The 25,382-nt window shown below is 39.1% G+C and carries 18 protein-coding genes; 11 read left to right on the forward strand and 7 right to left on the reverse strand.

Annotated features, from left to right (window positions below):
- Positions 1-2 precede the first annotated feature (2 nt).
- Positions 3-266: a hypothetical protein gene (locus ACYVM0_RS22985; protein ID WP_460561071.1), complete on the reverse strand. Its 264-nt coding sequence runs from the start codon at positions 264-266 to the stop codon at positions 3-5.
- Positions 267-396: 130 nt separating this feature from the next.
- On the reverse strand, positions 397-567 hold the full coding sequence (locus tag ACYVM0_RS22990) for a FeoB-associated Cys-rich membrane protein (protein ID WP_460561073.1): 171 nt from the start codon (positions 565-567) through the stop codon (positions 397-399).
- 165 nt (positions 568-732) lie between these two features.
- Here ACYVM0_RS22990 and ACYVM0_RS22995 point away from each other — a divergent pair, with 165 nt between their 5' ends.
- The 3 genes from ACYVM0_RS22995 to ACYVM0_RS23005 are packed head-to-tail and all read left to right on the forward strand — an operon-like array spanning position 733 to position 3,352.
- Positions 733-1,425 (forward strand): phosphatase PAP2 family protein, encoded by a 693-nt coding sequence (locus ACYVM0_RS22995; RefSeq protein ID WP_460561075.1) that lies wholly within the window; start codon positions 733-735, stop codon positions 1,423-1,425.
- The gene (locus ACYVM0_RS23000) at positions 1,422-1,805 is read left to right on the forward strand and encodes a GtrA family protein (RefSeq protein WP_460561077.1); all 384 of its coding nucleotides are present in this window, start codon (positions 1,422-1,424) and stop codon (positions 1,803-1,805) included. The genes ACYVM0_RS22995 and ACYVM0_RS23000 overlap by 4 nt, the downstream gene beginning before the upstream one ends.
- Before the next feature lie 5 nt (positions 1,806-1,810).
- Positions 1,811-3,352 (forward strand): ArnT family glycosyltransferase, encoded by a 1,542-nt coding sequence (locus tag ACYVM0_RS23005; RefSeq protein WP_460561079.1) that lies wholly within the window; start codon positions 1,811-1,813, stop codon positions 3,350-3,352.
- 127 nt (positions 3,353-3,479) lie between these two features.
- Here the strand turns inward: ACYVM0_RS23005 and ACYVM0_RS23010 are convergent, their stop codons facing one another.
- The 3 genes from ACYVM0_RS23010 to ACYVM0_RS23020 are packed head-to-tail and all read right to left on the reverse strand — an operon-like array spanning position 3,480 to position 6,816.
- Positions 3,480-4,871 carry a glycoside hydrolase family 1 protein gene (locus tag ACYVM0_RS23010; RefSeq protein ID WP_460561081.1) on the reverse strand — a complete coding sequence of 464 codons (1,392 nt, stop codon included), beginning with the start codon at positions 4,869-4,871 and terminating at the stop codon, positions 3,480-3,482.
- A 5-nt stretch (positions 4,872-4,876) separates the two neighbouring features.
- Positions 4,877-5,965: a glycosyltransferase family protein gene (locus ACYVM0_RS23015; RefSeq protein ID WP_460561083.1), complete on the reverse strand. Its 1,089-nt coding sequence runs from the start codon at positions 5,963-5,965 to the stop codon at positions 4,877-4,879.
- Positions 5,965-6,816, reverse strand: a complete 852-nt coding sequence (locus ACYVM0_RS23020) for a UDP-2,3-diacylglucosamine diphosphatase (RefSeq protein WP_460561085.1) — start codon at positions 6,814-6,816, stop codon at positions 5,965-5,967. Before ACYVM0_RS23020 ends, ACYVM0_RS23015 begins: the two co-directional genes overlap by 1 nt.
- Positions 6,817-7,206: 390 nt before the next feature.
- On the opposite strand from ACYVM0_RS23020, the gene ACYVM0_RS23025 reads away from it, so the two are divergent.
- From ACYVM0_RS23025 to ACYVM0_RS23055, 7 genes are all read left to right on the forward strand, one after another.
- On the forward strand, positions 7,207-10,413 hold the full coding sequence (locus ACYVM0_RS23025; protein WP_460561087.1) for a SusC/RagA family TonB-linked outer membrane protein: 3,207 nt from the start codon (positions 7,207-7,209) through the stop codon (positions 10,411-10,413).
- A gap of 12 nt (positions 10,414-10,425) precedes the next feature.
- Positions 10,426-11,973, forward strand: coding sequence for a RagB/SusD family nutrient uptake outer membrane protein (locus ACYVM0_RS23030; protein WP_460561089.1), 1,548 nt, complete (start codon positions 10,426-10,428; stop codon positions 11,971-11,973).
- A 41-nt stretch (positions 11,974-12,014) separates the two neighbouring features.
- Positions 12,015-13,541, forward strand: a complete 1,527-nt coding sequence (locus ACYVM0_RS23035; protein WP_460561091.1) for a DUF5689 domain-containing protein — start codon at positions 12,015-12,017, stop codon at positions 13,539-13,541.
- Positions 13,542-13,584: 43 nt separating this feature from the next.
- A complete protein-coding gene (locus tag ACYVM0_RS23040; protein ID WP_460561093.1) occupies positions 13,585-15,075 on the forward strand; it encodes a calcineurin-like phosphoesterase C-terminal domain-containing protein in 1,491 nt (496 codons plus the stop codon).
- 266 nt (positions 15,076-15,341) lie between these two features.
- The gene (locus ACYVM0_RS23045) at positions 15,342-18,173 is read left to right on the forward strand and encodes a TonB-dependent receptor (RefSeq protein ID WP_460561095.1); all 2,832 of its coding nucleotides are present in this window, start codon (positions 15,342-15,344) and stop codon (positions 18,171-18,173) included.
- Positions 18,174-18,213: 40 nt separating this feature from the next.
- A complete protein-coding gene (locus ACYVM0_RS23050) occupies positions 18,214-19,653 on the forward strand; it encodes a hypothetical protein (protein ID WP_460561097.1) in 1,440 nt (479 codons plus the stop codon).
- 34 nt (positions 19,654-19,687) lie between these two features.
- A complete protein-coding gene (locus tag ACYVM0_RS23055) occupies positions 19,688-21,052 on the forward strand; it encodes a histidine phosphatase family protein (RefSeq protein WP_460561099.1) in 1,365 nt (454 codons plus the stop codon).
- On the opposite strand, the gene ACYVM0_RS23060 is transcribed toward ACYVM0_RS23055, so the two are convergent.
- Together ACYVM0_RS23060 and ACYVM0_RS23065 are read right to left on the reverse strand one after the other, a co-directional pair.
- On the reverse strand, positions 21,049-22,140 hold the full coding sequence (locus ACYVM0_RS23060) for a sensor histidine kinase (protein WP_460561101.1): 1,092 nt from the start codon (positions 22,138-22,140) through the stop codon (positions 21,049-21,051). The genes ACYVM0_RS23055 and ACYVM0_RS23060 overlap by 4 nt on opposite strands.
- A 78-nt stretch (positions 22,141-22,218) precedes the next feature.
- Positions 22,219-22,893 (reverse strand): response regulator transcription factor, encoded by a 675-nt coding sequence (locus ACYVM0_RS23065; protein WP_430987934.1) that lies wholly within the window; start codon positions 22,891-22,893, stop codon positions 22,219-22,221.
- A gap of 141 nt (positions 22,894-23,034) precedes the next feature.
- Here ACYVM0_RS23065 and ACYVM0_RS23070 point away from each other — a divergent pair, with 141 nt between their 5' ends.
- Positions 23,035-25,248: a hypothetical protein gene (locus ACYVM0_RS23070; protein ID WP_460561103.1), complete on the forward strand. Its 2,214-nt coding sequence runs from the start codon at positions 23,035-23,037 to the stop codon at positions 25,246-25,248.
- The last annotated feature ends 134 nt before the right edge of the window (positions 25,249-25,382 follow it).

Below are 25,382 nucleotides of genomic sequence, written 5' to 3' on the forward strand. Positions count from 1 at the left end.
TTTTATTTTTTCTTTTTTAATACTGCCTTCTTCGCTGCTTTTTTCTTTACCGGTATTACTTTTTTTACCGGAGCTTTTTTCTCTGCAGCCTCTTTAATTCCTTCAACCAGTAATTTAGCGGCTTTCTTTATTCTTTTTTTATACTTCTTTTCGCCTAAAACCGCCACCAGCGATTGCAGAGAAGTATTCAGCTGTTCAGTAACGGTGTGTAGTATTGTTGTACCCGCTGCAACTTTTTTTGCAGTAACTTTTTTTTCTTTTGACATCTTATATCGTTAAATGATAACACAAATTTAATATAAGGGTTGGATTTCCAATGTTAAGTTTTACCGCAAAACTATATTACGCATCTTTTGAAAGAAAGCTTGTATCATTTTATGTGAAAAGAATCATCTGTTATTTCACTACTTCTTCACTGTCTACATCTGCCTCATCGCCTTTAGGTTTGGTGTAATCATTTTTAAGTTGTTGCTCCACTTCTTTTTCGTCTTTTATGTTACGCTTCACCAGGAATATAATTAAAGCGATGAGTGCAATACCTACAATAGTAATTACAGGCCAGTTCATACTTGTATAATTTGCAATAAAGGTATACCGAATTACCGGCGGTTACTAATTACGCTCAAAAGTAATAGTAAGATAATGCCGCTGCAGGTATAATAACATTGGCTTAATGGTAGCTTAATATTTAAGTAAAAAGAGCCAGCTAATTTGCCTTTCAAAATTCTGCTGATGCAAACCTCCTCTTCTGTACTTGGCCAACACAAAACTTATTTTACCGGGTTATTAGTGATGTTATTCACGGGCACATTATTTTTATTATTCGCCGGCAAGTCAGCCGCTTTTATTTCGCTGAATGCCTACCACCCTTTTGTACTGAATGTATTTTTTATTAATTATACATTTATTGGCGATGGCATATTTGCCTTGTGTTTAATAGCCGCCATACTGTTTTATTATAAAAGAAAGCAACAGGGTTTAGCCTTACTGTATTCCTTTTTAATTTCAGGGTTAATTGTACAGGTAATAAAGAACCTTGTTGATGCCCCCAGGCCCAGGTTATTTTTTGAAGCCGGCCAGTATTTAAATTTCATTGATGGTGTAAGCCTGGCCAATAATTCCAGTTTCCCATCAGGCCATACGGCTACTGCATTTGCTATTGCCACCGTAATGATATTAATGATGAAAGATAAAAGCTGGCAGTTACTTATTTTAATTGCTTCAATACTGGTGGGCTATTCACGGATCTACCTGGCACAGCATTTTTTACTGGATGTAATGATCGGTGCTGTAATTGGCAGTACTTCCGCAATACTGGCTGTTTATTTAGCAAAAAATATAAGGGGTATTAAAAGATCAATTAAAAAAATGCACCGCTTATCTCCTGCCGGAGCCTCTTCACCTACCGCAGTTCAACCGGTATGAGAACCATGATTGATGCCCGTTTATTAAAATTTGGCATGGTAGGCATCAGTGGAATGATAATTGATTTTTCTGTTACCTGGCTATGCAAAGAAAAAATCAAACTGAATAAATACCTGTCTAATTCACTGGGATTTTGCTGTGCTGTTATCAATAATTTTTTATTAAACCGGTACTGGACTTTTGAAAGTACAGGGCATAATTTTACTTCGCAACTGGTAGTATTTGTTTTAGTATCACTTACCGGGTTGTTGATCAATAACGGACTGCTATACCTTTTATCAAAATATATAAAGCATAATTTTTACCTTATTAAACTTGTTGTTACCGGCCTTGTTTTTTTCTGGAACTATTTTATTAATTTTCTTTTTACGTTTAATTAAACCTTTTGGATTACAAAAAGAAGACCTTGCTATTGATTGCCATTGCCACGTTGATACGCTGTATTACCGCCAGTTGTATCGAACTGGGCAATGATGAAGTGTATTACCGCATGTACGCACAATACCTGCAATGGAATTATTTTGATCATCCGCCAATGGTGGGCTGGCTGATACGTTTTACAACCCTCAATCTTTTTTTTGACACGGAATTGCTGATACGTTTTGGTGCCATTGCATCTGCAGCAATTACAACCTGGCTCCTTTTTTTATGTGCAAGAAAACTAACCAATGCTTACGCAGGCTTTTTAGCGGCGGCCATTTATACCGCTACTATTTACGGCAGTATCATTGCCGGTACATTTATTTTACCTGATTCCCCACAAATGGTTTGCTGGGCAGCAGGCTTGTATTTACTGATTGATATTGCAAAATACACTGCTGTAAACCGGACAAAAAAAAGAAAGCTTTTATTGTTCGGCATTGTATGCGGATTGGGTATGCTCTGTAAAATCCATACTTCCTTTTTATGGCTGGGATTTTTATTGTATATCATTTTTTACAACCGGCAATGGTTTAAAGAACCTGTACTTTATTACTCGGGCATAATCACTATATTGATTTTTTACCCGGTGATACAATGGAATATCGATAATCATTTTGTTACTTATCTCTACCACAGTAACCGGGTGAATGTTTCGGAAGGCGGTTTTAATATCAATTCCTTTGTAACTTTTGCTGCGGGGCAACTGTTCTATTATAATCCCGTTATTTTCTTTTTTATTATAGTGGCTACTATTGCTGCCTTTAAAGATGAGCTGCCTGTTTTATCATCACAAAAAAAACTATTACTTTTTTGCAGCTTGCCATTAATTATTATTGCCACAGTTATTTCATTGTTTAAAGATGTACTGCCGCACTGGACCGGCCCTGCATACAGCGGACTTATTTTATTAACCGCTTGCTATTTGTCTAAGGAAAAAGAAAGAAGAAATTTTGAAAAAACAATAATGCCACGACCTTTATTATTTGCCAATGCATTACTGGCTGTGGTAATAACAGGAGGTATTTTATTAGTCAATTTTTTCCCGGGCACATTAGGTAAAAGAGATGCTGTTATTTTTGGCGACGGTGATTTTACCCTGGATATGTATGGCTGGAATAGCGTAAAAACAAATTTTAAAATGATAGCGGATACAGATATAAAAAATGGCGTGATGAAGAATGATGCCGTTATCATCAGTAATAAATGGTTCCCTTTATCACATATTGATTTTTATGTTGCTATGCCTTTAAAAAAGGATGTTGTTGCCATTGGAGATACCAATGCTATACATCAATATGCATGGATAAATACCAAAAGAAAAATGATGCAACAGGGCGATGATGCTTACTGCATTGTGCCTTCCAATTATGATATTGATGTAAAAGCGGTTTACGGTAAATTTTTTACCGCTATATTACCGCCACAAATAATTGAACAAAAAAGAAATAGTGCCCTGTGCCGCTATATTTATGTATGGCGTTTAAAAAATTTCATTCCAAAATAAAGCCCCCTTCTTTTACTAAAGGGGGCTCGTTTACTAACCCAAACCTGCTATACGAATGCTATACTTTATGTACATTAAAAGTAATGGTACCGTTTCATTTTGCAGTTAAGTTAGCGTTAAGCAATTATTATATCATTTTGCTGCCGTTCTTTTCCCATACCTCCATTGAAGCGGCTACTGTATTTTTTAAAAACTGGCTGTACCACCTGCCGGAGTTTTTTACTATACGTTGCTGTGTTGTAAAATCTACATACACCAAACCAAATCTGGGAAAATATCCCTCGGCCCATTCAAAATTATCCATCAGTGTCCACACGAAATAACCGTTCACTTTCACGCCTTCCTGCTTTGCCTTCAGCACCTGGGCAATATGATCCTGCAGGTATTTTACTCTTTCAAAATCATTTACCTTTCCCTCTTCATGCACATCGGGAAAAGCTGCCCCGTTTTCTGTTACAATAATTTCTTTTATGCCCTTGTAATTATTATACCGTTTTAAGGCATGATAAATACTTGGCGGATGAATTTCCCAATCCATTAAAGTATGCGGTACGTTTCTTTTACTGGCTTTAATAATTTTTGCATGCACAAAAGGAATCAATGGCGCATGAGCAATTAATTCCCGGGTATAATTCTGCAGGCCGATAAAATCCATATCAAATGCCAGCTTTTGTTCGTCGTGCGGATACATAAACCGTTCGATACGCTCAATGATCTTTACATCATTAGTGGGATAGCCCAGGCCCAGTAAAGGTTCAATAAATAAACGATTGAGTAATGCGTCGGCCTTAACCGAAGCCTTAATATCCTTTTCATTACCTGCCCGGTAGGGTTCAATATGAGAATAAGAAAAGGTGGTGCCTACTTTGCAATCGTGCCGCAGCGATCTTATCATTCTTCCTCCTTCTGCCTGGCATAATGCAGCGTGATGTGCAGCGGCTAAAAAACTACTCAACCCTTTTTTTCCGGGAGCATGCACCCCCAAAAAATAGCCGGCACCGGTAAACACCATAGGTTCATTCAACACCATCCAGTGTTTTACCCTGTCGCCAAAATTTTTAATACAGCAATCCACAAAATAACTGAACCAGTGTATCACTTCACGGTTTGTCCAGCCGCCTTTTTGCTGCAGGTCTTGCGGCAGGTCCCAATGATATAAAGTGACCCATGGCTCAATACCTAACTCCAGGCAAAAATCAATTACACGATTATAAAAGTCAATGCCCTTGTGATTTACAGCGCCAACACCGTGTGGTAAAATGCGGCTCCAGGAAACAGAGAAGCGGTAATTAGGAATATTTAATTTATAGATCAACGCAATATCATCTGCATAATGCGTGTAAAAATCGCAGGCTGTATGGGCATTATCGTTGTTAAATATCTTTTTCTTTTTTTCAGCAAATGTATCCCAGATAGATAAACCTTTACCATCTATATTATGTGCTCCTTCTACCTGGTGGGCTGCAGTAGATACGCCCCATTTAAAACCTTCTCCAAAATCATTTTTTGTAAAGAGCATAACATTTATTCTGCAATTTGATTTAATATTTTTCCCAGGCTTTTATCTTTTAGTTTTTTTACAGAGTGGATAGCATCACCTAATGCCACATTTTTTTTAGACGTATTACCGCCATATTTTTTAATGATCATGCTGATGACCCTTTCTGTACTGTTGCTGTAATTCACTGCAATAAATTGTTTGCCTTCCACCCAGGCTCTTATTTTATCCAGGTGTTTTTTCTTTAAACTTTTTATTACCGGAACACCCATTGTTTTTAAAGCTGCTGCATTACACTGCTGTTCATATTGCCCTTTCATGGGTATGGCCATCAGTTTCTTTTTTAAATACAATGCTTCTGCAGGTGTTTCAAAACCGGCGCCACATAAAATTCCGGTACAATTGATGAGGCTTTCAATAAAATCATCATTATTAATGGGCCTGATGTGAACATTTTTTTCCTGGTATTCTTTTTTAGAATGTTTGCTGAATACCTGCCAGTTGGTATTTTTTATTTCACCCAATACTTTAATAATTTTTTCGTCGCTGTACGCAGGCAGGTAAACAGTGTAATGATCTTTATTTTGCGGTTTGGCATTACGCACCTGGCTTCTTATCACCGGTGTAAAAATATTTTTATCATATGCACCAAAATGAAAACCGTAAGCAGCTGTAACGGGTGCATAGTTATGCAGTACCGCTTTGCCTACCATATCTTTCTTTTTAGGTTTGGGAGATTTTCTATTGATCACGGCCGCCTGGTGGCTCAAGCCGATACACTCCTTATGTTTCATTTTGCAGGCCCATGCACTCACGGGTTCAAAATCGTTGATCACTAAATCGTATTCTTCTACCGGCAGGCTTTTAATTTCTTTATACAGTTGTTTTAAATTACTCTTCTTGTACGTAGCAATTAAATCTACTCCGCCATTTTTTCCAAAAATAAAACTGAGCCCTTTAAATTTATATTTTACAGGATATGGCAATTCCACATCGGCCTGTATGCCGCTTACTAAAATATCCAGTTCACCCTTTTGCTGCAGTACAGGAATAATATCCCTGGCCCTGCTTAAGTGCCCGTTGCCTGTGCCTTGTATAGCGTAAAGTATTTTCATTATTGTTTAAGCAGGTTAAATTCTTCCACCATATTATCAAATAACTGCGCATTATTTAATTCTTCTTCGTCGTGTTCATGCATATCTTTCATTTCAGCTTCATCAAACCTGTAAATTTTCCATTCACTGTTTACATATTCCAATGCGGTTAAATTTTCAATCCAGTCGCCACTGTTCAGGTACATCACTTTGCCGTGTTCATTGGCAATCTCCCGCATTTCGGGCTGGTGTATATGGCCGCACACTACATAATCGTAGTGATTGCTGATGGCAATATCTGCAGCAGTCTGTTCAAAACTATTAATAAATTTCACCGCACTCTTTACACTATTCTTTATCTTTTTTGACAGGGAAAGTTTGCCCTTCTTAAATATTTTTTCCGAAATAAAATTGGCAAAGCGGTTAATTAAAATCAAAGTATCATAACCAACGGCCCCCAGTTTTGCCAGCCATTTACTATGCTGCATGGTTACATCAAATACATCGCCATGAAAGAACCAGGCTTTTTTATCATTATCCAGATCAAGGATCACTTTATTTACAATCCGCAGCGACCCCATTTTAAATCCCACAAATTTCCGCAGCATTTCATCGTGATTGCCGGTGATGTAGTATATCTTAACACCCTTGCTCATCCAGCCCATTAAGTGCTTGATCACCTTCATGTGTGCCTTGGGCCAGTAACGTTTACTGAACTGCCAGATATCAATAATATCTCCATTCAGTATAACAGTTTTTGGCTTAATGCTTTTAAGATAATGCAGCAGCTCTTTAGCATGGCAACCGTAAGTGCCAAGGTGTACATCAGAAAGTACCAGTATATCCAGTTTGCGGCGTTTTATTTTATCCATTAATGGATCTTATAAAATTTCAGCGCCGGGTATAATGCTGCAAACATGAACAAAAAAATTCTTACAGAAAGTGTCAGAAAAAAATAAGTGATATTTTTCATAACGTAAGAAATTGGGTTAAACAATAATAGCAAAGTGACACTATTACTTTAACCAAATGTTTATGCTAATGTTATGAAAATGTTATGTAAGCACAGCAGGTTTCTTCACCGGGTATTATCACGAAATTAAAAAATCACATGTTGGTAAGTTCTACTGCCAATAATATTTTGTTGATGTTTTGGTAATGATTACGAAACATCAAGACTGCAATTTGCAGCCTCATTAACATGAAGGCTTATTCAAGAAAGCAATGTTGGTTTCCTTCTTACACAAAACTAAAATCATTCAATGAAACTGCTTACTACTGCACTCACCGTGCTATTGTTCATCACCTATTCATTTCAGGCAAATGCCCAGACAGTAAAAAACAAAACAGAAAACAGCATTACCATTTCAGGAACAATAAAAGATGCTGAAACAAATGCAGCCGTTGCAGGTGTAACCATCAGCAATGCAGCAAAAGAATTTTTTGGTACCAGCAATGAAAATGGAGTTTTTTCTATTACAGTTGCCCGGGGAACTGCTGTAAAATTTACAGCGGTATCTTATGTTACTTATAGCCTTATTGCCAATGCAAGCGAAAAAGGAAAACAAATTTTACTGGTACGTGATACCAAAGAAATGGATGCAGTAGTAGTAACTGCATTAGGCATTACACGACGTGAAAAGTCATTGGGATATTCGGCCACCACAGTTCAGGGAGATCAAATAACAGCAGCAATGCCTGCAAACTGGACAGATGCCTTGTCGGGGAAAGTGGCTGGTTTAACAATGGTACGATCAGGCAGCGGCCCTACTGCAAGCAATAAAATTATTCTTCGTGGAGAAAATAATCTAACCGGTGATAACGAGGCATTGATAGTGGTAGATGGAGTGGTAATAAACCAGGGCAGTGGCCGCCGCAGTGCGGTTGCCGGCGAAGTGGTATATGGTGTAAGCAGTGATAATATGCCTGCAGATTATGGCAGCAGTTTAAATGATATTAATCCCGAAGATATTGAATCGGTAACTGTTTTAAAAGGGCCGGGTGCAGCAGCATTGTACGGGCAGCGTGGTGCAAATGGCGCTGTGATCATTACCACCAAATCGGGCAGTGCTAAAAGAAAAGGTCTTGGCGTTACCGTAAACTCCAACGTATCGATGGAAGAAGTGAACCGCTGGCCCGACCTGCAGTATGAATACGGGCAAGGGCTTGCAGGTGCTGCCTATTATTCTTTTGGTGCAGGACCAGATGGTGCCAGCACAAGCGCTACCAGTTCGGCATACGGCCCAAGGTTTAACGGGCAGCTGTTTTATCAATACGACCCTGTAACGCAAAAGCAAGGCACAGTAAGAACACCATGGGTACCTTATAAAAATTCAACCAGAGACTATTTTAACCAGGGCCATACCATTACTAATTCGGTAAGTGTGGATGGCGGTACTGAAAAAACCACGGCACGTTTTTCTGTAACTCATGTTAAAAATGACTGGATCACGCCTAACACCGGTTACAATCGTAATACAGTTTCATTAGCTGTAAATTCCAAAGTAAATGATAAACTGCAGATCAGTTCTAAAATTAATTATACCAATAAATGGAGCGATAATTTACCCGGCGCAGGATATGGTAACCAATCCATCATGTACTGGTATATTTTCTGGCAACCCAATGCTGATCCGCAATGGTTAAAAAATTATTGGGCGCTTGGGCAGGAAGGCAAAAGAATACAATATCCCTTCAGCAGTTTTCCTGAAAATCCTTATGCTATTGCCAACGAATTTATCAATAGTTCTAACCGGCATAATATTACCGGCAATATACAGGCTACTTATAATTTCAGTAATGCATTAAGCCTGCAGGTAAGAACGTCTATTGATCTTTCTTACGAAATGAGAGCCCAAAAAAGACCTTATGATGCAGGCTCTAAACTGGTAAAAGGAAGTTACCGCACACAGGATATTTTTTCTGATGAAGCCAGCACAGATTTCTTATTAAAATATACGAGGAAGATAAAACAGTTTGATTTTTCTGTAACCGGTGGTGGCAGCATATTGCGGAATAATTATAACAAAGACGAAACACGTGCAGACTCTCTTACCTATCCCGGCGTGTATTCTTTTGCCAATGCAGCAGGGCCGTTAATAGCCATGCCTTACAGCAGCAAATATGCTATCAATAGTTTTTATGGTATCATTACCACTGCATACAATAAATATTTATTCCTTGATCTTACTGCAAGAAAAGACTGGAACAGCGTGCTGGCAACTCCACAGCGTACTACCAATGCCGGATTCTTTTATCCTTCGGCAAACTTAAGCTTTGTTTTATCTGATGCTACCAAGTTGCCCGCTGCAATCAGTTTTGCAAAACTCAGGTTTTCTGCTTCCAGTGTAGGCAGTGGCGGTACCAGCCCTTATCTTACTGCATATAATTATGAAACTGCAGGTAGTTTATACGGCGGCGGTTTGCAAACGCCGGCATTATTAGCCAACCCCAACCTGCGTCCTTTAAGAACGATCAGCTACGAAGCAGGTACCAATGTAAAACTGTTTAAAAACAAACTGGATATAGATGTAACAGTATACACCGGCAACACTAAAGACCAACACCTGCGCCGCATACTCGACAGGGCTGCCGGCTACACGCAAGTACTTATTAATGCCGGAAGAGTAAATAACAAGGGCATAGAGATAGCAGCCAATGCCAGTATTATTAAATCAAAAAAAGGGTTTAGCTGGTCGACAGGTATTGTATATTCAGCCAATAAAAATATCATTAAGGAATTGCTGGATAGTTCGATAGTATTACAAACCGGGCCCGTTGGCGGAGGCCAGATTGTGGCTAAAGTTGGTGGTAGTATGGGCGACCTTTACGGAAGAGGCTATGTACGTGCGCCTGACGGGCAGGTAGTGTATGATGCCACTACAGGCAATGCATTAATATCGCAGGATGTTGTTTATTTAGGTAACACTATACCAAAGTATAAAATTGGTTTCACTAACGATTTTACTTACAAACAGTTTCGCCTGCATTTATTATTTGATGCGCAGGTAGGTGCTGTAGCACATTCATTAATGAATTATAAACTGGCAGAGCAGGGAAAAACCACCATTACCCTGCCTGGAAGATATAATGGCATTATTGGCAATGGCGTGGTAATGGGTGCCGATGGCAAATACAGAACCAACGATGTGATCGCTACAAATATTGATGAATACTATCGCTCTCACTATGGAGCAGATAATGCCGAAGGCAGTACATACAGTACCGACTTTATAAAATTCAGGGAAGCCAGAATTGATTTTACATTAAATCCCAGGCTAACAAAAAAATTAAAATTACAACGTGCCACTTTAGGTATTTATGGCCGTGATCTTTTTATATGGTCGCCATGGCCCATGTTCGATCCTGAATTTGGTACACTCAGTGGTACTGATATTGTTCGTGGTTTTGAAACCGGCCAGTTTCCTTCTACACGTACCATGGGTATTAACCTTACTGTTGGATTCTAAAATTATTAAAACATGAAAATGACAATCAATAAAATCATTATCGCCCTGCTGTTTTGCAGCCTTACTTTCGCTTCCTGCACAAAAGATTTCCAGGAAATAAATACCGACCGGAATAATATCCCCAATGCATTACCGCAACAACTGCTGGCACCGGCGCTGGTAAATACATTAACCTTTAACATGTTGCGCAACCGCAATTTTAATAACGAGCTGATGCAGATCACCATCAACCAGAGTGATGCTGAAGGCCAGGTATTCCGTTACGATTATCGTTCCAACTGGTCGGATTATTTATACAATGGTTTATACACCCAGCTTACTAATTTCAAAGACATTTATAAATTGGCCAGCGACAGTGGTGTAAACTACAATAAATCCTATATGGGCATTTCATTGATCTGCCAGAGCTGGATGTATTCCATATTGACAGATACCTATGGCGATATCCCTTATTCAAAATCTAATCTTGGAAAAGATTCACTGATTTATGAAGCGCCATTTGACAGGCAGAAAGATATTTACCTGGATATTTTTAATAAACTGGAACAGGCCAATACCTTGCTTACGGCAAACACTGCAATCGCTACATCAAGTGACCCGGTGTATGCAGGCAATATATCAAGATGGCGCAAATTCGGCAATTCATTATACCTGCGTTTATTACTAAGGGTTTCAGGTAAACAGGAAGTAGCTGCACAGGCCATTGCAAAGATCAAGGATATTGTAGATAACAATTCTGCCAACTATCCCATTATTGCCAGCAATGATGAATCTGCTATTTTAAAATGGACAGGTATCGGCCCCTACGTTACCCCATACTTTTCGGTAAGAGAACAAGACTGGAGACAACCGGGTTTAGCCACTTTCTTTATTCAGAATTTAGTGAACTGGAACGACCCGAGAATTGATATACCTACTTATGGCAGCGGTGGTTTTAACCGTTGGGGTATTGCCCCATACAACGGTGCGTATCTTGGTCTGCCTGGTGGCTATGCTGCAGGAGAAAATCCTGTAAAAAAATCTTACTTCTACTCCAATACGTCCGCGGTATCACTACAATCAGATCCGCTAACCGGTATGATAATGAATTATGCAGAGTTGAAATTTATTCTTGCAGAAGCTGCCGCAAAGGGATGGATTGCCGGCAATGCTGAAACTTATTATACCGATGGTGTTTTAAATAGTATTACATTATGGTTACCCCTTTGGCCCACCATTATCAACCCTTCTACAGGTTTACCTAATAATATCAATACCTTTTTAATTGCAGCAGATATACAATGGCAAAACGCAGCTACACTGGATGAAAAAATGGAAAGGCTTCACCTGCTTAAATTTTATGCGCTGTTTTTAACCGATATGCAGCAATGGTTTGAGTACCGCCGCACAGGCCACCCTGGTTTACCAAAAGGAAACGGCTTAAAAAATAACGGCGAAATGCCGGCAAGGATGACATACCCCGTGTATGTACAATCCGCCAACCCCACTAACTACCAGTTAGCCATAGCCGCACAAGGGCCGGATGTAATTTCAACAAAAGTATGGTGGCAAAAGCCCTGATCGATTTACTAACTTAAAATTTGAAACACAATCAAACTAAAATGAAAAAAATAATAGTCTATCCTCTCTTTTTACTGTCATTAATTTTTATGCTGGGCTGTAAAAAAGAAGGTAATTATCCCGGTGCAACTATAAGCCCTTATATATCCATTTATGATGTAAGGGACCTGTATAAAGGAACCGATGTTCCGCTTACAAAAGAAAATATGTTTGGCTCGGCAAAGATAACCGGCGTGGTAGTGTCTGACCATTCAGGAAAAAACCTGCCTGCAGGGCTTTTAGTAATCCAGGATAAACGCCGCTTGTCGGAACTGCGTGGTATTGCAATCGCCATTGGCGAAGACGCCGCAAAATATGTACCCGGCGATTCTGTAATTGTAAATGTAGAAGGTACCGTATTAAAAAGAGTAGACGGCATTTTACAAATTACCGGTACATCAGCCGCTGCAGTTACAAAAGTATCTTCCAATAACGCCATAGCAGTAAACCGTGTTCCTTCAAGTGCGGTATTAGCTAATCCTGATAAATATGAAAGCACTTTAATAGTAATAGTAAAAGCAGGTTTTAATCCTTACCCTGCTTCAGGAGATATATTGGCAGGTGATAAATTGATCAACGATGGTTTTGCCGACCTTACATTGCATACTGAAACTGTTGCAAGCTTTGCCAATACCCCTGCTCCGTTCCTGGCTAATTTTTATGGAATAGTATTTAATAAAATAGCAACAGATAAACAACTGGTACCACAGTTACGCCTGCGCACTGCAACAGATGTAGTAGTACTTAGTTCCACCATAAACGTTACTCCGGTAATTATCAGCGGCTTTATCAGTGACGTTGCCGGTGGAGATGGGAATTATGAATACATGCAGTTTATAGCAACACGTGATATTGATTTTGCTGTAACACCATTTTCAGTGGTAGTAACCAACAATGCTAATGCATCTGTACCTACAGGTTTCCCGGTAAACGGCTGGGCCACCGGTAGCATGCGTACTTACAAGATGAACCTTACAAGCGGCACAGCTGCCAAAGGAACTTTCTTTTATGTTGGTGGTACAGGTAAAACTATCAATGGAGCATCATCAACCAGTATCAGCAGTGCCAACTGGATAAGATCTTTCAATTATACCACCACAGATGGTGATGGCTTTGGAACAAAAACCGGTGGTTTGTTTGCTAACAGCGGTAATGCATCAGGCCTGGCAGTATTTGCAGGCACTACTGTTACAGCTGCCTCAACTCCCATAGATGTAATGTTTGTTGCCACAGGAGGAAGTTTATATACAACAACACCAACACTACAAGGTTATCGCATTGCCAATACAGACTGGTATGATATTAAGAATCCGATAACATTAGAAGATCAACCTTTTTACAGGAGCGGTTCCAACACATTAAACATGTCGTATACCACTGCCGATCTTGGCTACTTTTATAAATTAGGCGGCGAATATAATGTTGCATTAGGCAGGTGGATGAAGGCCAGGTCGCAAACAAATGTGCTGCTCACTAAAACTTCTGCTATTTCCGAAATAGAAGGTGCAGGAGCTACTATTTTAAAATGATAATGATACAATCAACAATTAAAACCAGTTTATAAATTGATTTATGGAAAGAAGAAGTTTTCTTAAAAATTTCGGCATGGCCGGCGCTTCATTAACCGTACCGCATGCTTTGATTGAAGCATCCGGTACAGTTGCCCGGGTGAAAAAAGATATTGGCAATATTACGCTTAAAGGAAAAGTACAAAGCAAAGGAACAGGTATTTCAGGTGTTGCTGTAACCGACGGCAATAATATTGTGCTTACCGATAAAAATGGTAATTATGAATTACTGAGCAATAACACTGCCGAATTTGTGTATATCAGTATTCCGTCTGGTTACCATTTTACCAATGACAAAGGCATTGCTAAATTTTATGTACCCGTTAATACCAGCAGTAATATTTTTAAAGCCGATTTTGAATTAGATAAATTAACCACAGATGACAAACAACATTGTTTTGTGGTTTGGGCCGATACACAAATGATATCCCAAAAAGATGTGGAGTTATTAAAATCACAGTCGGTGCCCGACTTACAGCAACTGGTAGCCGCTTATCCAAAGCAAACACTTTTTCATGGCATAGGTTGTGGTGACCTGGTATGGGATAAATTTGAATTGTTTGAAGGCTATAAGCAGGCCATTGAAACTACGGGAGTTACTTTCTTTAATGTTATCGGCAACCACGATATGGACCTTGATGCCCGTACAGATGAACTCTCTGCCAAAACATTTAAAAAATTGTTTGGGCCCACTTATTATTCCTTTAACCGTGGCGACATACATTATGTGGTACTGGATGATGTATTTTTTATTGGCACTGCAAAACAGTACATCGGTTACATTACCGAAAACCAGTTGCAATGGCTGGAACAGGATCTGTTATATGTAAAACCCGGTACTACAATAGTATTAAGCTTACACATACCTACCAACACCGGTGCTGCAAGAAGAGCCAATAAAGAAGCTGAATTAGGGTCTGTTGTATCCAACAGGAAACAATTGTACAAAATTCTTTCTCCGTATAAAGTGCACATCATGTCGGGGCATACACATTTTAACGACACCTGGGAAGAAGGCAACATCATGGAGCATAACCACGGCACTGTTTGCGGCGCCTGGTGGACAGGCCCTGTGTGTGGCGATGGTACACCAAATGGCTATGGCGTATACGAAGTAAATGGAAATGAAATACAATGGTATTACAAATCAACCGGCTTACCTAAAACAAACCAGTTAAGATTATATGCCAAAGGCAAATCGGCTGAACATCCTGATGAAATTGTTGCCAACATATGGAACTGGGATTTAAAATGGAAAGTAGAATGGCTGGAAGATGGTGTGGCGAAAGGCATCATGGAGCAACGTGTGGCATTGGATCCATTGGCTGTTGAACTTTATGCCGGACCGGAACTACCCAAAAAGCATAAGTTTGTTGAACCGTCTCTCACCGACCATATTTTCTTTGCAAAGCCATCCGCTAATGCTAAACAGGTTGAAGTAAAAGTAACCGATCGCTTTGGGAATGTCTTTAGCGAAAAAATAAATGTTGCTTAAAAAGCTACACCATCACATCAGTGAACATAAAGAAAAGAGCAGGAGACAATCTACCCGCTCTTTTCTGTTGGTACAATATTCAAAAATGATGCCCGCAGGTAAATACCTTGTTCTTTTTACAGGTAACGCTTATGGTATAGGACCAAAATTATTTTATCATTATGTAATTGTTACGACAAGTTTAAAAAACTGTCAAGTTTATGTATTCGGAATCAGTTCTGGAGTTAATGTGCAAATTTTGCCGCAGTTACTAAAAAACTGCTTATATGCACACTACCAACAAACTTATTGTAAAGAGTTTTCTGTCTATTTTATTTGCCGCCCTTTTTAACCTGGCATTTGCACAAACACAAACCATCAGGGGTAAAGTTACTGATGCTGTAACCGGCGAACCATTAGTAGGTGCCACGGTAAGCCTGGAAGACACTAAATTTTCCGCCATTGTAAACTTAGATGGCTCTTATGTTTTAAAAAATATCCCGGCTGGTAAATACGAGATCAAAGTAAAATATTCCGGTTACGAAAAGGCTAAACAAAAAGATATTGAGGTAAAAGCCGGGCAAGATACCAAAGGCATCAATTTTCAATTAAAAACAGAGTTGAAAGAACTAAGCGGTGTGGTAGTCAAGTCAACAAAAAATCCGGAGAGTGATAAAGCCGTAAGGTCTTTAGAAAAAAATGCTGATGTGGTAGTTAATAATCTTTCTCAAAAAGCAATTGAATTATCACCTGACGTTACGGTGGCAAATTCATTACAACGTATCAGTGGTATCAGCATCGAACGCAGCAGCAGTGGCGAAGGCCGCTATGCCATCATTCGCGGCATGGACCAACGTTACAACAGCACATTAGTAAATGGCATTAAGATCCCCAGCCCCGATGATAAATTCCGTTATGTACCGATGGATCTTTTTCCGAGCGACCTGCTGGAAAGATTAGAAGTGATCAAAAGCCTTACCCCTTCCATGGAAGCTGATGCGGTAGGCGGCACCATGAATTTAGTAATGAAGAACGCACCTGATAAATTTAAACTGAATATTTATGCTGCCGGTGGTTTTAATACATTATTCAACCAAAGAGATTTTAAAACCTTCGATCATTCGGTAATTAACAAAAAAGACCCGGCTACTTTAAATGGACCTGATTATTTTGCTACCAGCAATGATTTTGCAAGAGCTAATCTTGATTTGAAAAAATCAGATAACCCAATCAACGGACAATTAGGTTTTACCATTGGCAATCGTTTTCTGCATAAAAAATTGGGTGTGGTATTAGGTGGAAGTTATCAAAACATGTACCGTGGTTCAGATAATATTTTTAACCGTCAGAATCCGCAATCGCAAACCTTTGTACAAAACGGTACCCGTTATGATAACGTAGCTACTTTTAATGATGGCTTTACCCGTGAATATTCCACACAACAACGCCGTTTAGGTTTTAATAATAAATGGGATTACACGATCAATGAAAACAATAAAATTTCTCTCTATAATCTTTACATCCACATGGATGAATTCCAATCCCGGTACAGTGTAGATTCTTCTTTAACCACACAACGCACCGGCCCGGGTTCGGGCAATGTGGCTGTATACAACAGAAGCAGGTGGCAGATACAAAGTATTTACAACAGCACTTTGCAGGGTGAACATAATTTATCCGGTAAATTAAAATTCAACTGGAGTGCGGTCTACTCATTAGCAAAACAAAATATACCCGACCAGGCCGAGTATGAGGTGGATAATGAAGTAAAGAATGGCGTGGTACAAAATCCTCCCGGCTATGCTGTTGCAGGCATGACGAGGATATGGCGTAACAACAGCGATAAAGATCTGTCTGGTTATGCTAATTTTATTTACACCCCAACCATTGCAACAACAAAAGTGGAATTGAGTGCTGGTGGTTTATACCGCCACAAAGAAAGAGACAATTATTATAACGAATATGAATTGAGTTCTAAAGGTTCCGGCGTACAAACCTTTACTGATATTTACAGCGCTGCGTATGAATTTTCAAAAGCAGAAAAAGCAAAGGGCAATCCCATTAATCCCAACTGCTACAACAGCACCGAAAACATTGCAGCCGGTTATGTGCAGGCCAAATTAATGGCCACAAAAAAACTACAGGTATTAGGTGGCGTTAGAGTAGAAAATACGGACCAGCATTATACCACAGCTATTCCTCCCGGTTCTATAGATGACATTTACGGGCATATCTGGTACACTGATGTTTTACCCAGCCTGCATTTTAAATACCTTATCAATAACAAGCAAAACCTGAGAGCTTCATATTTTAAAAGTATCAGCCGCCCTGGCTTTTTTGAAATCACCCCTTACCAGGTACACGGCGAATATTACGACGAAAAAGGCAATCCAGATTTAAACCATACACAGGCTGATAATTTTGATGTACGCTATGAATATTTTCCTGATGGTGCCGACCAGGTTTTAGCAGGTGTGTTCTATAAAAAAATCAAAGACCCTATTGAATTAGGTTTACCAGACAGGGTAAACCCACATGCCGCAGTAACTTTAATGCCTTACAATTTTGGCAATGCCACCAACTATGGTTTTGAATTTGTGTTGACTAAATTCATCGGCAGGTTTGGTATAAATGCCAACTATACTTACACCAAATCAAAAATCACTACCAACAAGCTGTATCGCTACTACAACAATAACAGCGGGCAGGATACTACTTCCAAACTCTCTCAAACCAGGCCTATGCAGGGGCAGTCCGATAATGTAGGCAATATTTCTTTGTTGTATAAAAATGGTAAAATAGGATTAGATGTACAACTGGCTTTTGTATATACTGGCGAAAGGCTTACCCAGGTGTCTCCTTATTATGGCCTGGATGTTTGGCAACAACCTTATAACCAGTTAGATTTTTCATTTGAACAAAAGATCATTAAGCATTTTACTTTTTATGGCAAGATCAATAACCTTACCAGTTCAAAAACAAAATCTATCATCAAACAAACTTATTTGTATGATGGCACACCCAGCCAGTTAGCGGGCCAGGATGACTTTAAACACATTTTTGTACAAAGCGATTTTTATAAGATCAGTTACCTGTTTGGCTTAAAGTATAAATTCTAAATAATACAGTTTACCCATTCGATAAAACAAACTCATCATCATGAAAAAAATATTATTCAGTACCTCAGTTATTCTGATGGCCGCTTTTATCTTTAGCAGTTGCAAAAAACTATCAGAAGATAAAAGAGATCTTTACGTATATGTACCCACACCTGCAAAACCCATCAGTGATGCAACACCATTGTGCGGTAATGTTACCGGAACAATGTTAAGCGGAAAAACTTACACCGTAAATTGCGATATCTATATACAACCCAATGATACTTTAATTATTCAACCTGGTGTAAGAGTGAATTTTAATAATGGTGCAGGTATTATTGTTAAGGGCTCTTTCTTTTCATTGGGTACAAAAGACGAACCGATCTGGCTTACTGTAGCAGGACAAACTAAAACTGATCAGCCTAAAATAAATTTTAAAGCAAGTAATGACTCTGCTTTTAATGGCAAATGGAAAGGTGTATTGGGAGATGCTACCAGCCCTTACATGGTTTTTAAATGGACGCACCTGGAATATTGCGGTGCTACATTAAACGCAGGTGGCTCTACTGCTTACACTGTTTTAGGTTTAACGGCTACCGATCCTTCCTATGCCATTTATTTTTCTAACCCAACAGGCAATTTGGTTTTTGAAGATTCGTGGATCTATGGTACGGTAGATGATGCAATACGTGTATCCGGTGCCGGTGGTAAGTTTGCTATTTTAAGAAGCACTTTTGAAAGATGTGGAAAAAATGGTGGTGATGTTTTAAATATAAAAAGCGGTGGTACAGGTGATATGGCCTACAATTTTTTTATTGGCGATGCCACCAACGGATTAAAAGCATCTGATAAAGGCAGCGGCCCTGGCATTACAAAATGCAATGTAAGAATGTATAACAATACCATTATCAATGGCGGTTACAGGCAAACCAAAACCGGGCGTGGGGGTTCAATTAATTTTGAAGAAGGTGCAAGAGGAATGGCTTTCAATAACCTGATTGTTAACTGCAGGTTTGGTTTACGCATATTATCTAATGTTGCAGCAGACACTGCCTATTTATACAATGGCCATTATGGCTACAATTACTACTGGGCAGATAGCTTAAGTGTGGCCGCAGAAATTTATCCCACTACGTATATTACCAAACCACAGTCTACTGATTTCCCTAACCCAACCAGTTTTTTACCCGCTACATTTAATTACCTGAGTAATACCGGCTATGCGGCAACAGCAACCAACGCAGTGCAGGTTGGCAATCCTTTATTCTTCAATTACCCCTTACCTGTTACAGGTGGTTATCGCTTGCAGGATATTAATGCAATTGGAAATTTTAAATTTACTTTGCAGCCAGGCTCCCCCTGCATTGGTAAAGGCTACAAAGGTTTTCAACCTTTGCAGTTAATTCCAACAGACGAAAAATATGGTGTTACAGATTACACACAACCCGGTACAGATATTGGTTGTTACCAGGTTAACGGAAGCGGAAACCAGCATTATTAAAAGGAGCTGCTGCAATAGTTAAAAGGTATTTTTTATGATAAAAAGAATAAGCCTGTTTTTAGGCATTGCCTGTACTATACCGTTATTTTCCGCAGCACAGGTGTATAAAGCGCAACCTTTTCTTGGTTCCAAAACATTGTACCAAAGCCAGCAGCTCAAATATACTCCGCCACCAGCGGGATACATGCCTGTATTTATCAATCATGCCGGTCGCCATGGTTCCCGGCATCTTACAAAACCGGTGGAGAGTACCACTGTATATCAATTACTGGTACAGGCAGACCATCTTAACCAATTAACGGCAGCAGGAAAATTATTAAAGAAAAAAGTACTGCTGTTAAAAAATGTAGAAGACCCCAATCTCAAACACATCAGTATAAGAGGTAAGGAAGAACAGCGGGGATTGGCGGACAGGGCTTTTGCCAATTACAAAAATGTTTTTACTACAGCCCGCCCGGCAATACATTTTGCTTACACTTCCGAAATAAGAACGCAGCAAACTGCTGACGCATATTTAAATGAACTAAAGACTAAATTGAAACGGCCTGTAACTATCGACAGCCAGGAGAATAACACTATGCTGCGTTTTTATGATAACCTTTCTCCGTACTACGAAGCGTATAAGCAAACTGGTAAATGGCTGAAAAGTATAGCACAGCTAAAAAATACTGTAAAGTATAATGACCTGGCCGATAGTGTAACAAGACTTTTTTTTACAGCTTCTTTCTGGCAGGATTCGGTAGCAAAGAAAAAAGATAAATTCACCACAGATCTTTTCGGTTTTATAACCATTTTTTATTCCATACAGGCAGAAATTATCGAAGCAGGATACAAGCCCGTTGATGTTTTTATGGAAAAATTTTTACAGCAGCAGCAACTTTCCACCTTAGGCATACTGGATAATGCAGAAGAATATTTTGAAAAAGGACCCGGCTACAGCCTTGATAGCATACAGGTAAAAATTGCGATGCCCTTACTGGCCGATTTTATCAATACCGCTGATGATTACATTAAAAACAAAACAGTAAATGCACAACTTCGTTTCTGCCATGCCGAAACCATTGCACCTTATGCCTCTTTGCTGGGGCTTACCGGTGCCAATAAAGTTGCAAATAACCCAACTGGTATTCATGCCGCATGGAAATCCGAAAAAATAATTCCCTTAAGTTCCAATATTCAGTGGGTATTTTATAAGAAAAAAGGAAGTGAAGATTACCTGGTTAAATTTTTATTGAACGAAAAAGAAGTTGCCGCAGATGTAGAAGGACTGGCCACAACAATTTTTCCTTATTATTACTGGAAGGATGTAAGGCGATGTTACCTTGCTAAGATGGCAAAGAATAATGCCTATCCTGATACCGACTGGATACAATACTTAAAAAACCTGGGCGATCATTAATCCTTTCTCTTTTGCAATGTAAATCCAAATGTTGTACCTACATCAATTTTACTGCGTACATGAATGGTTTGCCCGTGTGCTTCAATAATATGTTTGCAGATGGAAAGGCCCAAGCCACTACCGCCTACCTTGCGGCTTCTTGCCAGGTCGGTTCTGTAAAAGCGTTCAAATATTCTGTGCAAATGATCTTCTGCAATACCGGAGCCATCATCGCTGATCTCTATCAGCACCGTCTTGCCATCGATCTTATAAAAACTACTTTCGATAGTCCCATTTTGTTTGCCGTATTTAATAGCATTATCTACCAGGTTAATGAATACCTGTCGTATTTTTTCTTTATCTGCGTATACGGTTAAAGGTTGTTCGCAGCCTTTCTTAATAATACAACTAATCTCTTTCTCTTCTGCCTTTATAGCCAGTGTTTCGTATACTTCTTTCAACAGGTCCTGTATCACAAAATTCTGTTGATACAATAATTGCTCTCCGCTTTCTAATCTTGAAATCTCATCCAGGTCGTCTACTAAATTTACCAGTCGGTCTACATTGCGGGATGTGCTGGTTAAAAATTTTTTATTTACTTCGGGGTTTTCCAGGGCTCCGTTTAATAAAGTATCTACATAACCTTGTATTGCAAAAATCGGTGTCTTCAATTCATGACTCAGGTTTTGTAAAAATTCCTTGCGGTAGGTTTCGTTCTGCTGCAGTACTTCTATTTCTTCTTTTCGTTGTATGGCCCATTTTTCCACATCTTCTCTTACTTCATCAATACCTTTCTGGGGCAAAATATTCTTATAATAAAACTCTTCTCTTTTGCTGGCCTTGGTTTGATAGATGAGTTTATAAATGAGTTTTATTTTTCTGTAGATAAATGTTTTTAGTGTATAATGTATCAAGGCAAAACTACCCAGGAATATTACCACTAAAGCAATCAATGCTACCCACCATACGGGTTCAAAAACAAAAATGCCCACAGCAATAGGCACCGATAATGCCAATGCAGTTAATGCAGATAATTGTTGCGGTGAAAAATTTTTTTGAGAAAGCATCTGGTTAATGGTTGGTGGCTTATGGTTCATGGTAAAAGCCATTGCGAAATTAACAACAATAACCGATAAGTAATACTATGCCCAACTATGAACTATGAGCCATGAACTATAAGCCAGGAACTATATTTCAAACTTATATCCCACACCCTTTACAGTGCTGATGCAATCCAGATTTAGTTTCTGGCGTATTTTACGGATGTGTACATCAATGGTACGGTCGCCTACAATTACTTCGGTACCCCAGATGGTATTTAAAATTTCGTTGCGCAAAAAAACTTTGCCCGGTTTTCCGGCAAGTAAGGCCAGTAATTCAAATTCCTTACGGGCCAAAACAATATCACTGCCTTTAAAATTGATCATGTATTTTTCCCGGTCAATTTCAAGATCGCCCACTTTTAATACTTTGGGTTCATCTTTACTAAACCTTCTGAACAAGGCATTTACTTTACTCACCAATACCTTAGGACTGATAGGCTTGGTCAGGTAATCATCAGCGCCGCTTTCAAGGCCTTTTACTTCGGTACCTTCATCGCTTAATGCCGTTAAAAAAATGATGAGCGTATTTTTAAAAGCCGGTTGCTGGCGCAATAAATTACATACTTCCATCCCGGTTTTTCCGGGCATCATAATATCCAGGATAATAAGGTCGGGCAGGTTTCTTTTAGCTTTTTCCAAAGCTTCATTGCCATTCTTTGCCGTGATCACTTCAAAGCCTTCGGCCTGTAAGTTATATTGGATGATCTCCAGAATATCCGGTTCATCATCGGCAATTAATATTTTTTTAACAGTGCTCATACGTAAAATGCTGTGCAAAAGTACTCTTTAACAAGTATCAATAAATCAGTTCTGCACCTTTGGAATATTATCAAATTGTTAAGGCAAAATCCGTTGACAGACAACCCTAAACAAATTTTCAGCATCTTTGCAGTATAAGTTATGATGAAGTACACTATTTTGATCCTTTTATTGTTTGCCTGCACCGCAAATGCTTTTGCAACTTTCGATACCATCAAGCCGCCCATTCAAAGGCAGCGCTTTCACGATAAAATAAATGAAGAGCAAAAACTTTTGGACAGATCCGATGGTAAATTGGATGGCATCATTAAAGTTTCTTCCAATGAAGAGATCAATATTGCCGTAACAGATGCCCTGTTAAGACGGATCAATGCCCTGCAGGATAGCGTGGAAGTAAACGATAAAATAAAAGCCAATAACGAAAAAGTAAGGTACCTCACTTATATTGAAACTTTATTAAGGACCTTTCGTGCAAACTGGCGATCGAATAAAATAAAGCCCGTTTTTGCGCCCATGCTGGTGGATAATTTTGAAAAGATAATGCGGGCCACTATCGATAGCATAAGCATGGTACCCTATATTGATGCGGTGCCCTGGGAAGTGTGCAATATCACTGCAGATATTTTTGTAACCAACCCGGGTTACCTGCAAAGTAAAAATATTGTGTACCTGAAATTTTGCGCCCTCAACCCGGATAAAATATTACAAACCATTGCACCTTTTACAAAAGAAAGTTTTGCCGATAGCCTGGTTACGGCTACCTGTAAAAACGATCCTGCACAGGTATACAAATACGCACAGGATGTAAATTCTCTTGCAGGCAAATTAATTCACAAAAGCAGCAGTCCGGCGGTTAAAACACTGGCTGCATTAAGCCTGTTGCCTTCGCCGCTTTTATATTTTCCTTTTTTAGATGATATCATCTCCGGCAAAAAACAAACGGATAGCCTTAAAAAAATTATTGGTGATGGCGACAAAGGATATGATAGTGTAGCCTATTACAAATTACTGGTGCAAACCGAAATTGAATACAGTAAGAGAATGAATCATGGCGATACTGCCATTGCATTTTTAGGCCCCAATGGTTTAAGGGATATGTTGAAGCGAAAAGCCAACCAGCATTTTATTAACTCCATCAATGAGTTGCACGAAAAGCCCGAGAATATCAGGATGAAAGCCATTGATTCTTTATCGCCGGTTGATATTTACTACATGATTGTAATGGGTGATACCAGCATTTATACCAGCAGCTATAAACATAGCTTTAACCGAATGCTGCAACGCATGGGTAAAAAACCTGCTGCCGATTCTTTGCTGTTGGCCGTCAACTTCGATTATTTTAAAAAGTTTATTAAAATGGCAGCCAATTTTAATAAACTGGATACTTTTTTAAACCTGATGCCGGCCTCCAGTTCCGAAGCATTAATGAAAGGTTTTGTGGGCAGGCTGGAAGCTACCGCCACATTGGAAGACGCCGTGGATGTGGCAGATAGCTACAGCAGTATCAACAATAAAAATCTGCTGGTCAATATGCTGAGTTATGTAAATGAAAATGAGCAACGTTGTATTGGCAGTAACAATAATCGTGGTAAAGTCATTTACAATTTATTAAAAACTATTTTTCTATCGGCAGATAGTACCAATAAAATTGACCTGAGTGCAGCCATAGGTATACCCCCGATTTATACTATAGATAACAAAGCCCTGATGGATGATAGTGGCCGTATTGTACAGCAGGTATTCTTTTATGGTGATGAAGATGGAAGGAATTTCTTTCCGCGATACATCAACTCTTTTAGTACTAAAGACTGGAAAAAGAATGATGCCAATAAAGAATGGGTGGAATTTAAATCTCTTAAAGAACCAAAGAACCGGGTGTATGTTAACCGCCCTTTGAACAACGATAAAAATTTAGATGATACAGCCCAGATACATTTGAATAATTATCTCCGTCAAAACGATCTTACGCCTTCTGTTGTTACACACCGTGGCCATAGTTACTGGCTGCCCCGTACCATGAGCCGTATGGCAGGTGATGCAAAAATTGTGATACTCGGCAGTTGTGGCGGTTACAAAAATTTAAGCCAGTTAATTGAGATCAATCCCGATGCCCACATCATTTCCACCAAGGAAATTGGTACCGGAAATATCAACCAGGTAATCACCAATAAAATAAACCAGGTGCTCCTTTCCGGAAAACCAATCGTCTGGAAAACCATGTGGGATGAGCTGTCTTTATATTTTGCAAAACAACCTAAAGACGTAAAAGAAGCCTGGGAAGATTATATCCCGCCGTATAAAAACCTGGGTGCTATCTTTATTAAAGCCTACAATAAAAAGATAGAAACAGAATAATTGCCTTCTGTTCAGTAAGTACGTAATTAAAAGCTGTATCGTTGCATTCCCTGTCTGCAGGGTGTAAAGAAGGCTTACCGCTTGTACTAATTTTATCCTTTACCGGAAAACTCTAAACCAAAAACCGTTTAACT

The sequence above is a fragment of the Ferruginibacter profundus genome, assembly GCF_054783275.1.

Coding starts and splice junctions, on each gene's coding strand:
- ACYVM0_RS23060 (WP_460561101.1), bottom strand. CDS start 22,140: ATGGCTTTTACCATGAACCATAAGCCACCAACCATTAACCAGATGCTT.
- ACYVM0_RS23015 (WP_460561083.1), bottom strand. CDS start 5,965: ATGAAAATACTTTACGCTATACAAGGCACAGGCAACGGGCACTTAAGC.
- ACYVM0_RS22995 (WP_460561075.1), top strand. CDS start 733: ATGCAAACCTCCTCTTCTGTACTTGGCCAACACAAAACTTATTTTACC.
- ACYVM0_RS23070 (WP_460561103.1), top strand. CDS start 23,035: ATGATGAAGTACACTATTTTGATCCTTTTATTGTTTGCCTGCACCGCA.
- ACYVM0_RS23065 (WP_430987934.1), bottom strand. CDS start 22,893: ATGAGCACTGTTAAAAAAATATTAATTGCCGATGATGAACCGGATATT.
- ACYVM0_RS23010 (WP_460561081.1), bottom strand. CDS start 4,871: ATGCTCTTTACAAAAAATGATTTTGGAGAAGGTTTTAAATGGGGCGTA.
- ACYVM0_RS23045 (WP_460561095.1), top strand. CDS start 15,342: ATGCACACTACCAACAAACTTATTGTAAAGAGTTTTCTGTCTATTTTA.
- ACYVM0_RS23040 (WP_460561093.1), top strand. CDS start 13,585: ATGGAAAGAAGAAGTTTTCTTAAAAATTTCGGCATGGCCGGCGCTTCA.
- ACYVM0_RS23055 (WP_460561099.1), top strand. CDS start 19,688: ATGATAAAAAGAATAAGCCTGTTTTTAGGCATTGCCTGTACTATACCG.
- ACYVM0_RS23025 (WP_460561087.1), top strand. CDS start 7,207: ATGAAACTGCTTACTACTGCACTCACCGTGCTATTGTTCATCACCTAT.
- ACYVM0_RS23020 (WP_460561085.1), bottom strand. CDS start 6,816: ATGGATAAAATAAAACGCCGCAAACTGGATATACTGGTACTTTCTGAT.
- ACYVM0_RS23050 (WP_460561097.1), top strand. CDS start 18,214: ATGAAAAAAATATTATTCAGTACCTCAGTTATTCTGATGGCCGCTTTT.
- ACYVM0_RS23030 (WP_460561089.1), top strand. CDS start 10,426: ATGAAAATGACAATCAATAAAATCATTATCGCCCTGCTGTTTTGCAGC.
- ACYVM0_RS23035 (WP_460561091.1), top strand. CDS start 12,015: ATGAAAAAAATAATAGTCTATCCTCTCTTTTTACTGTCATTAATTTTT.
- ACYVM0_RS22990 (WP_460561073.1), bottom strand. CDS start 567: ATGAACTGGCCTGTAATTACTATTGTAGGTATTGCACTCATCGCTTTA.
- ACYVM0_RS22985 (WP_460561071.1), bottom strand. CDS start 266: ATGTCAAAAGAAAAAAAAGTTACTGCAAAAAAAGTTGCAGCGGGTACA.
- ACYVM0_RS23000 (WP_460561077.1), top strand. CDS start 1,422: ATGAGAACCATGATTGATGCCCGTTTATTAAAATTTGGCATGGTAGGC.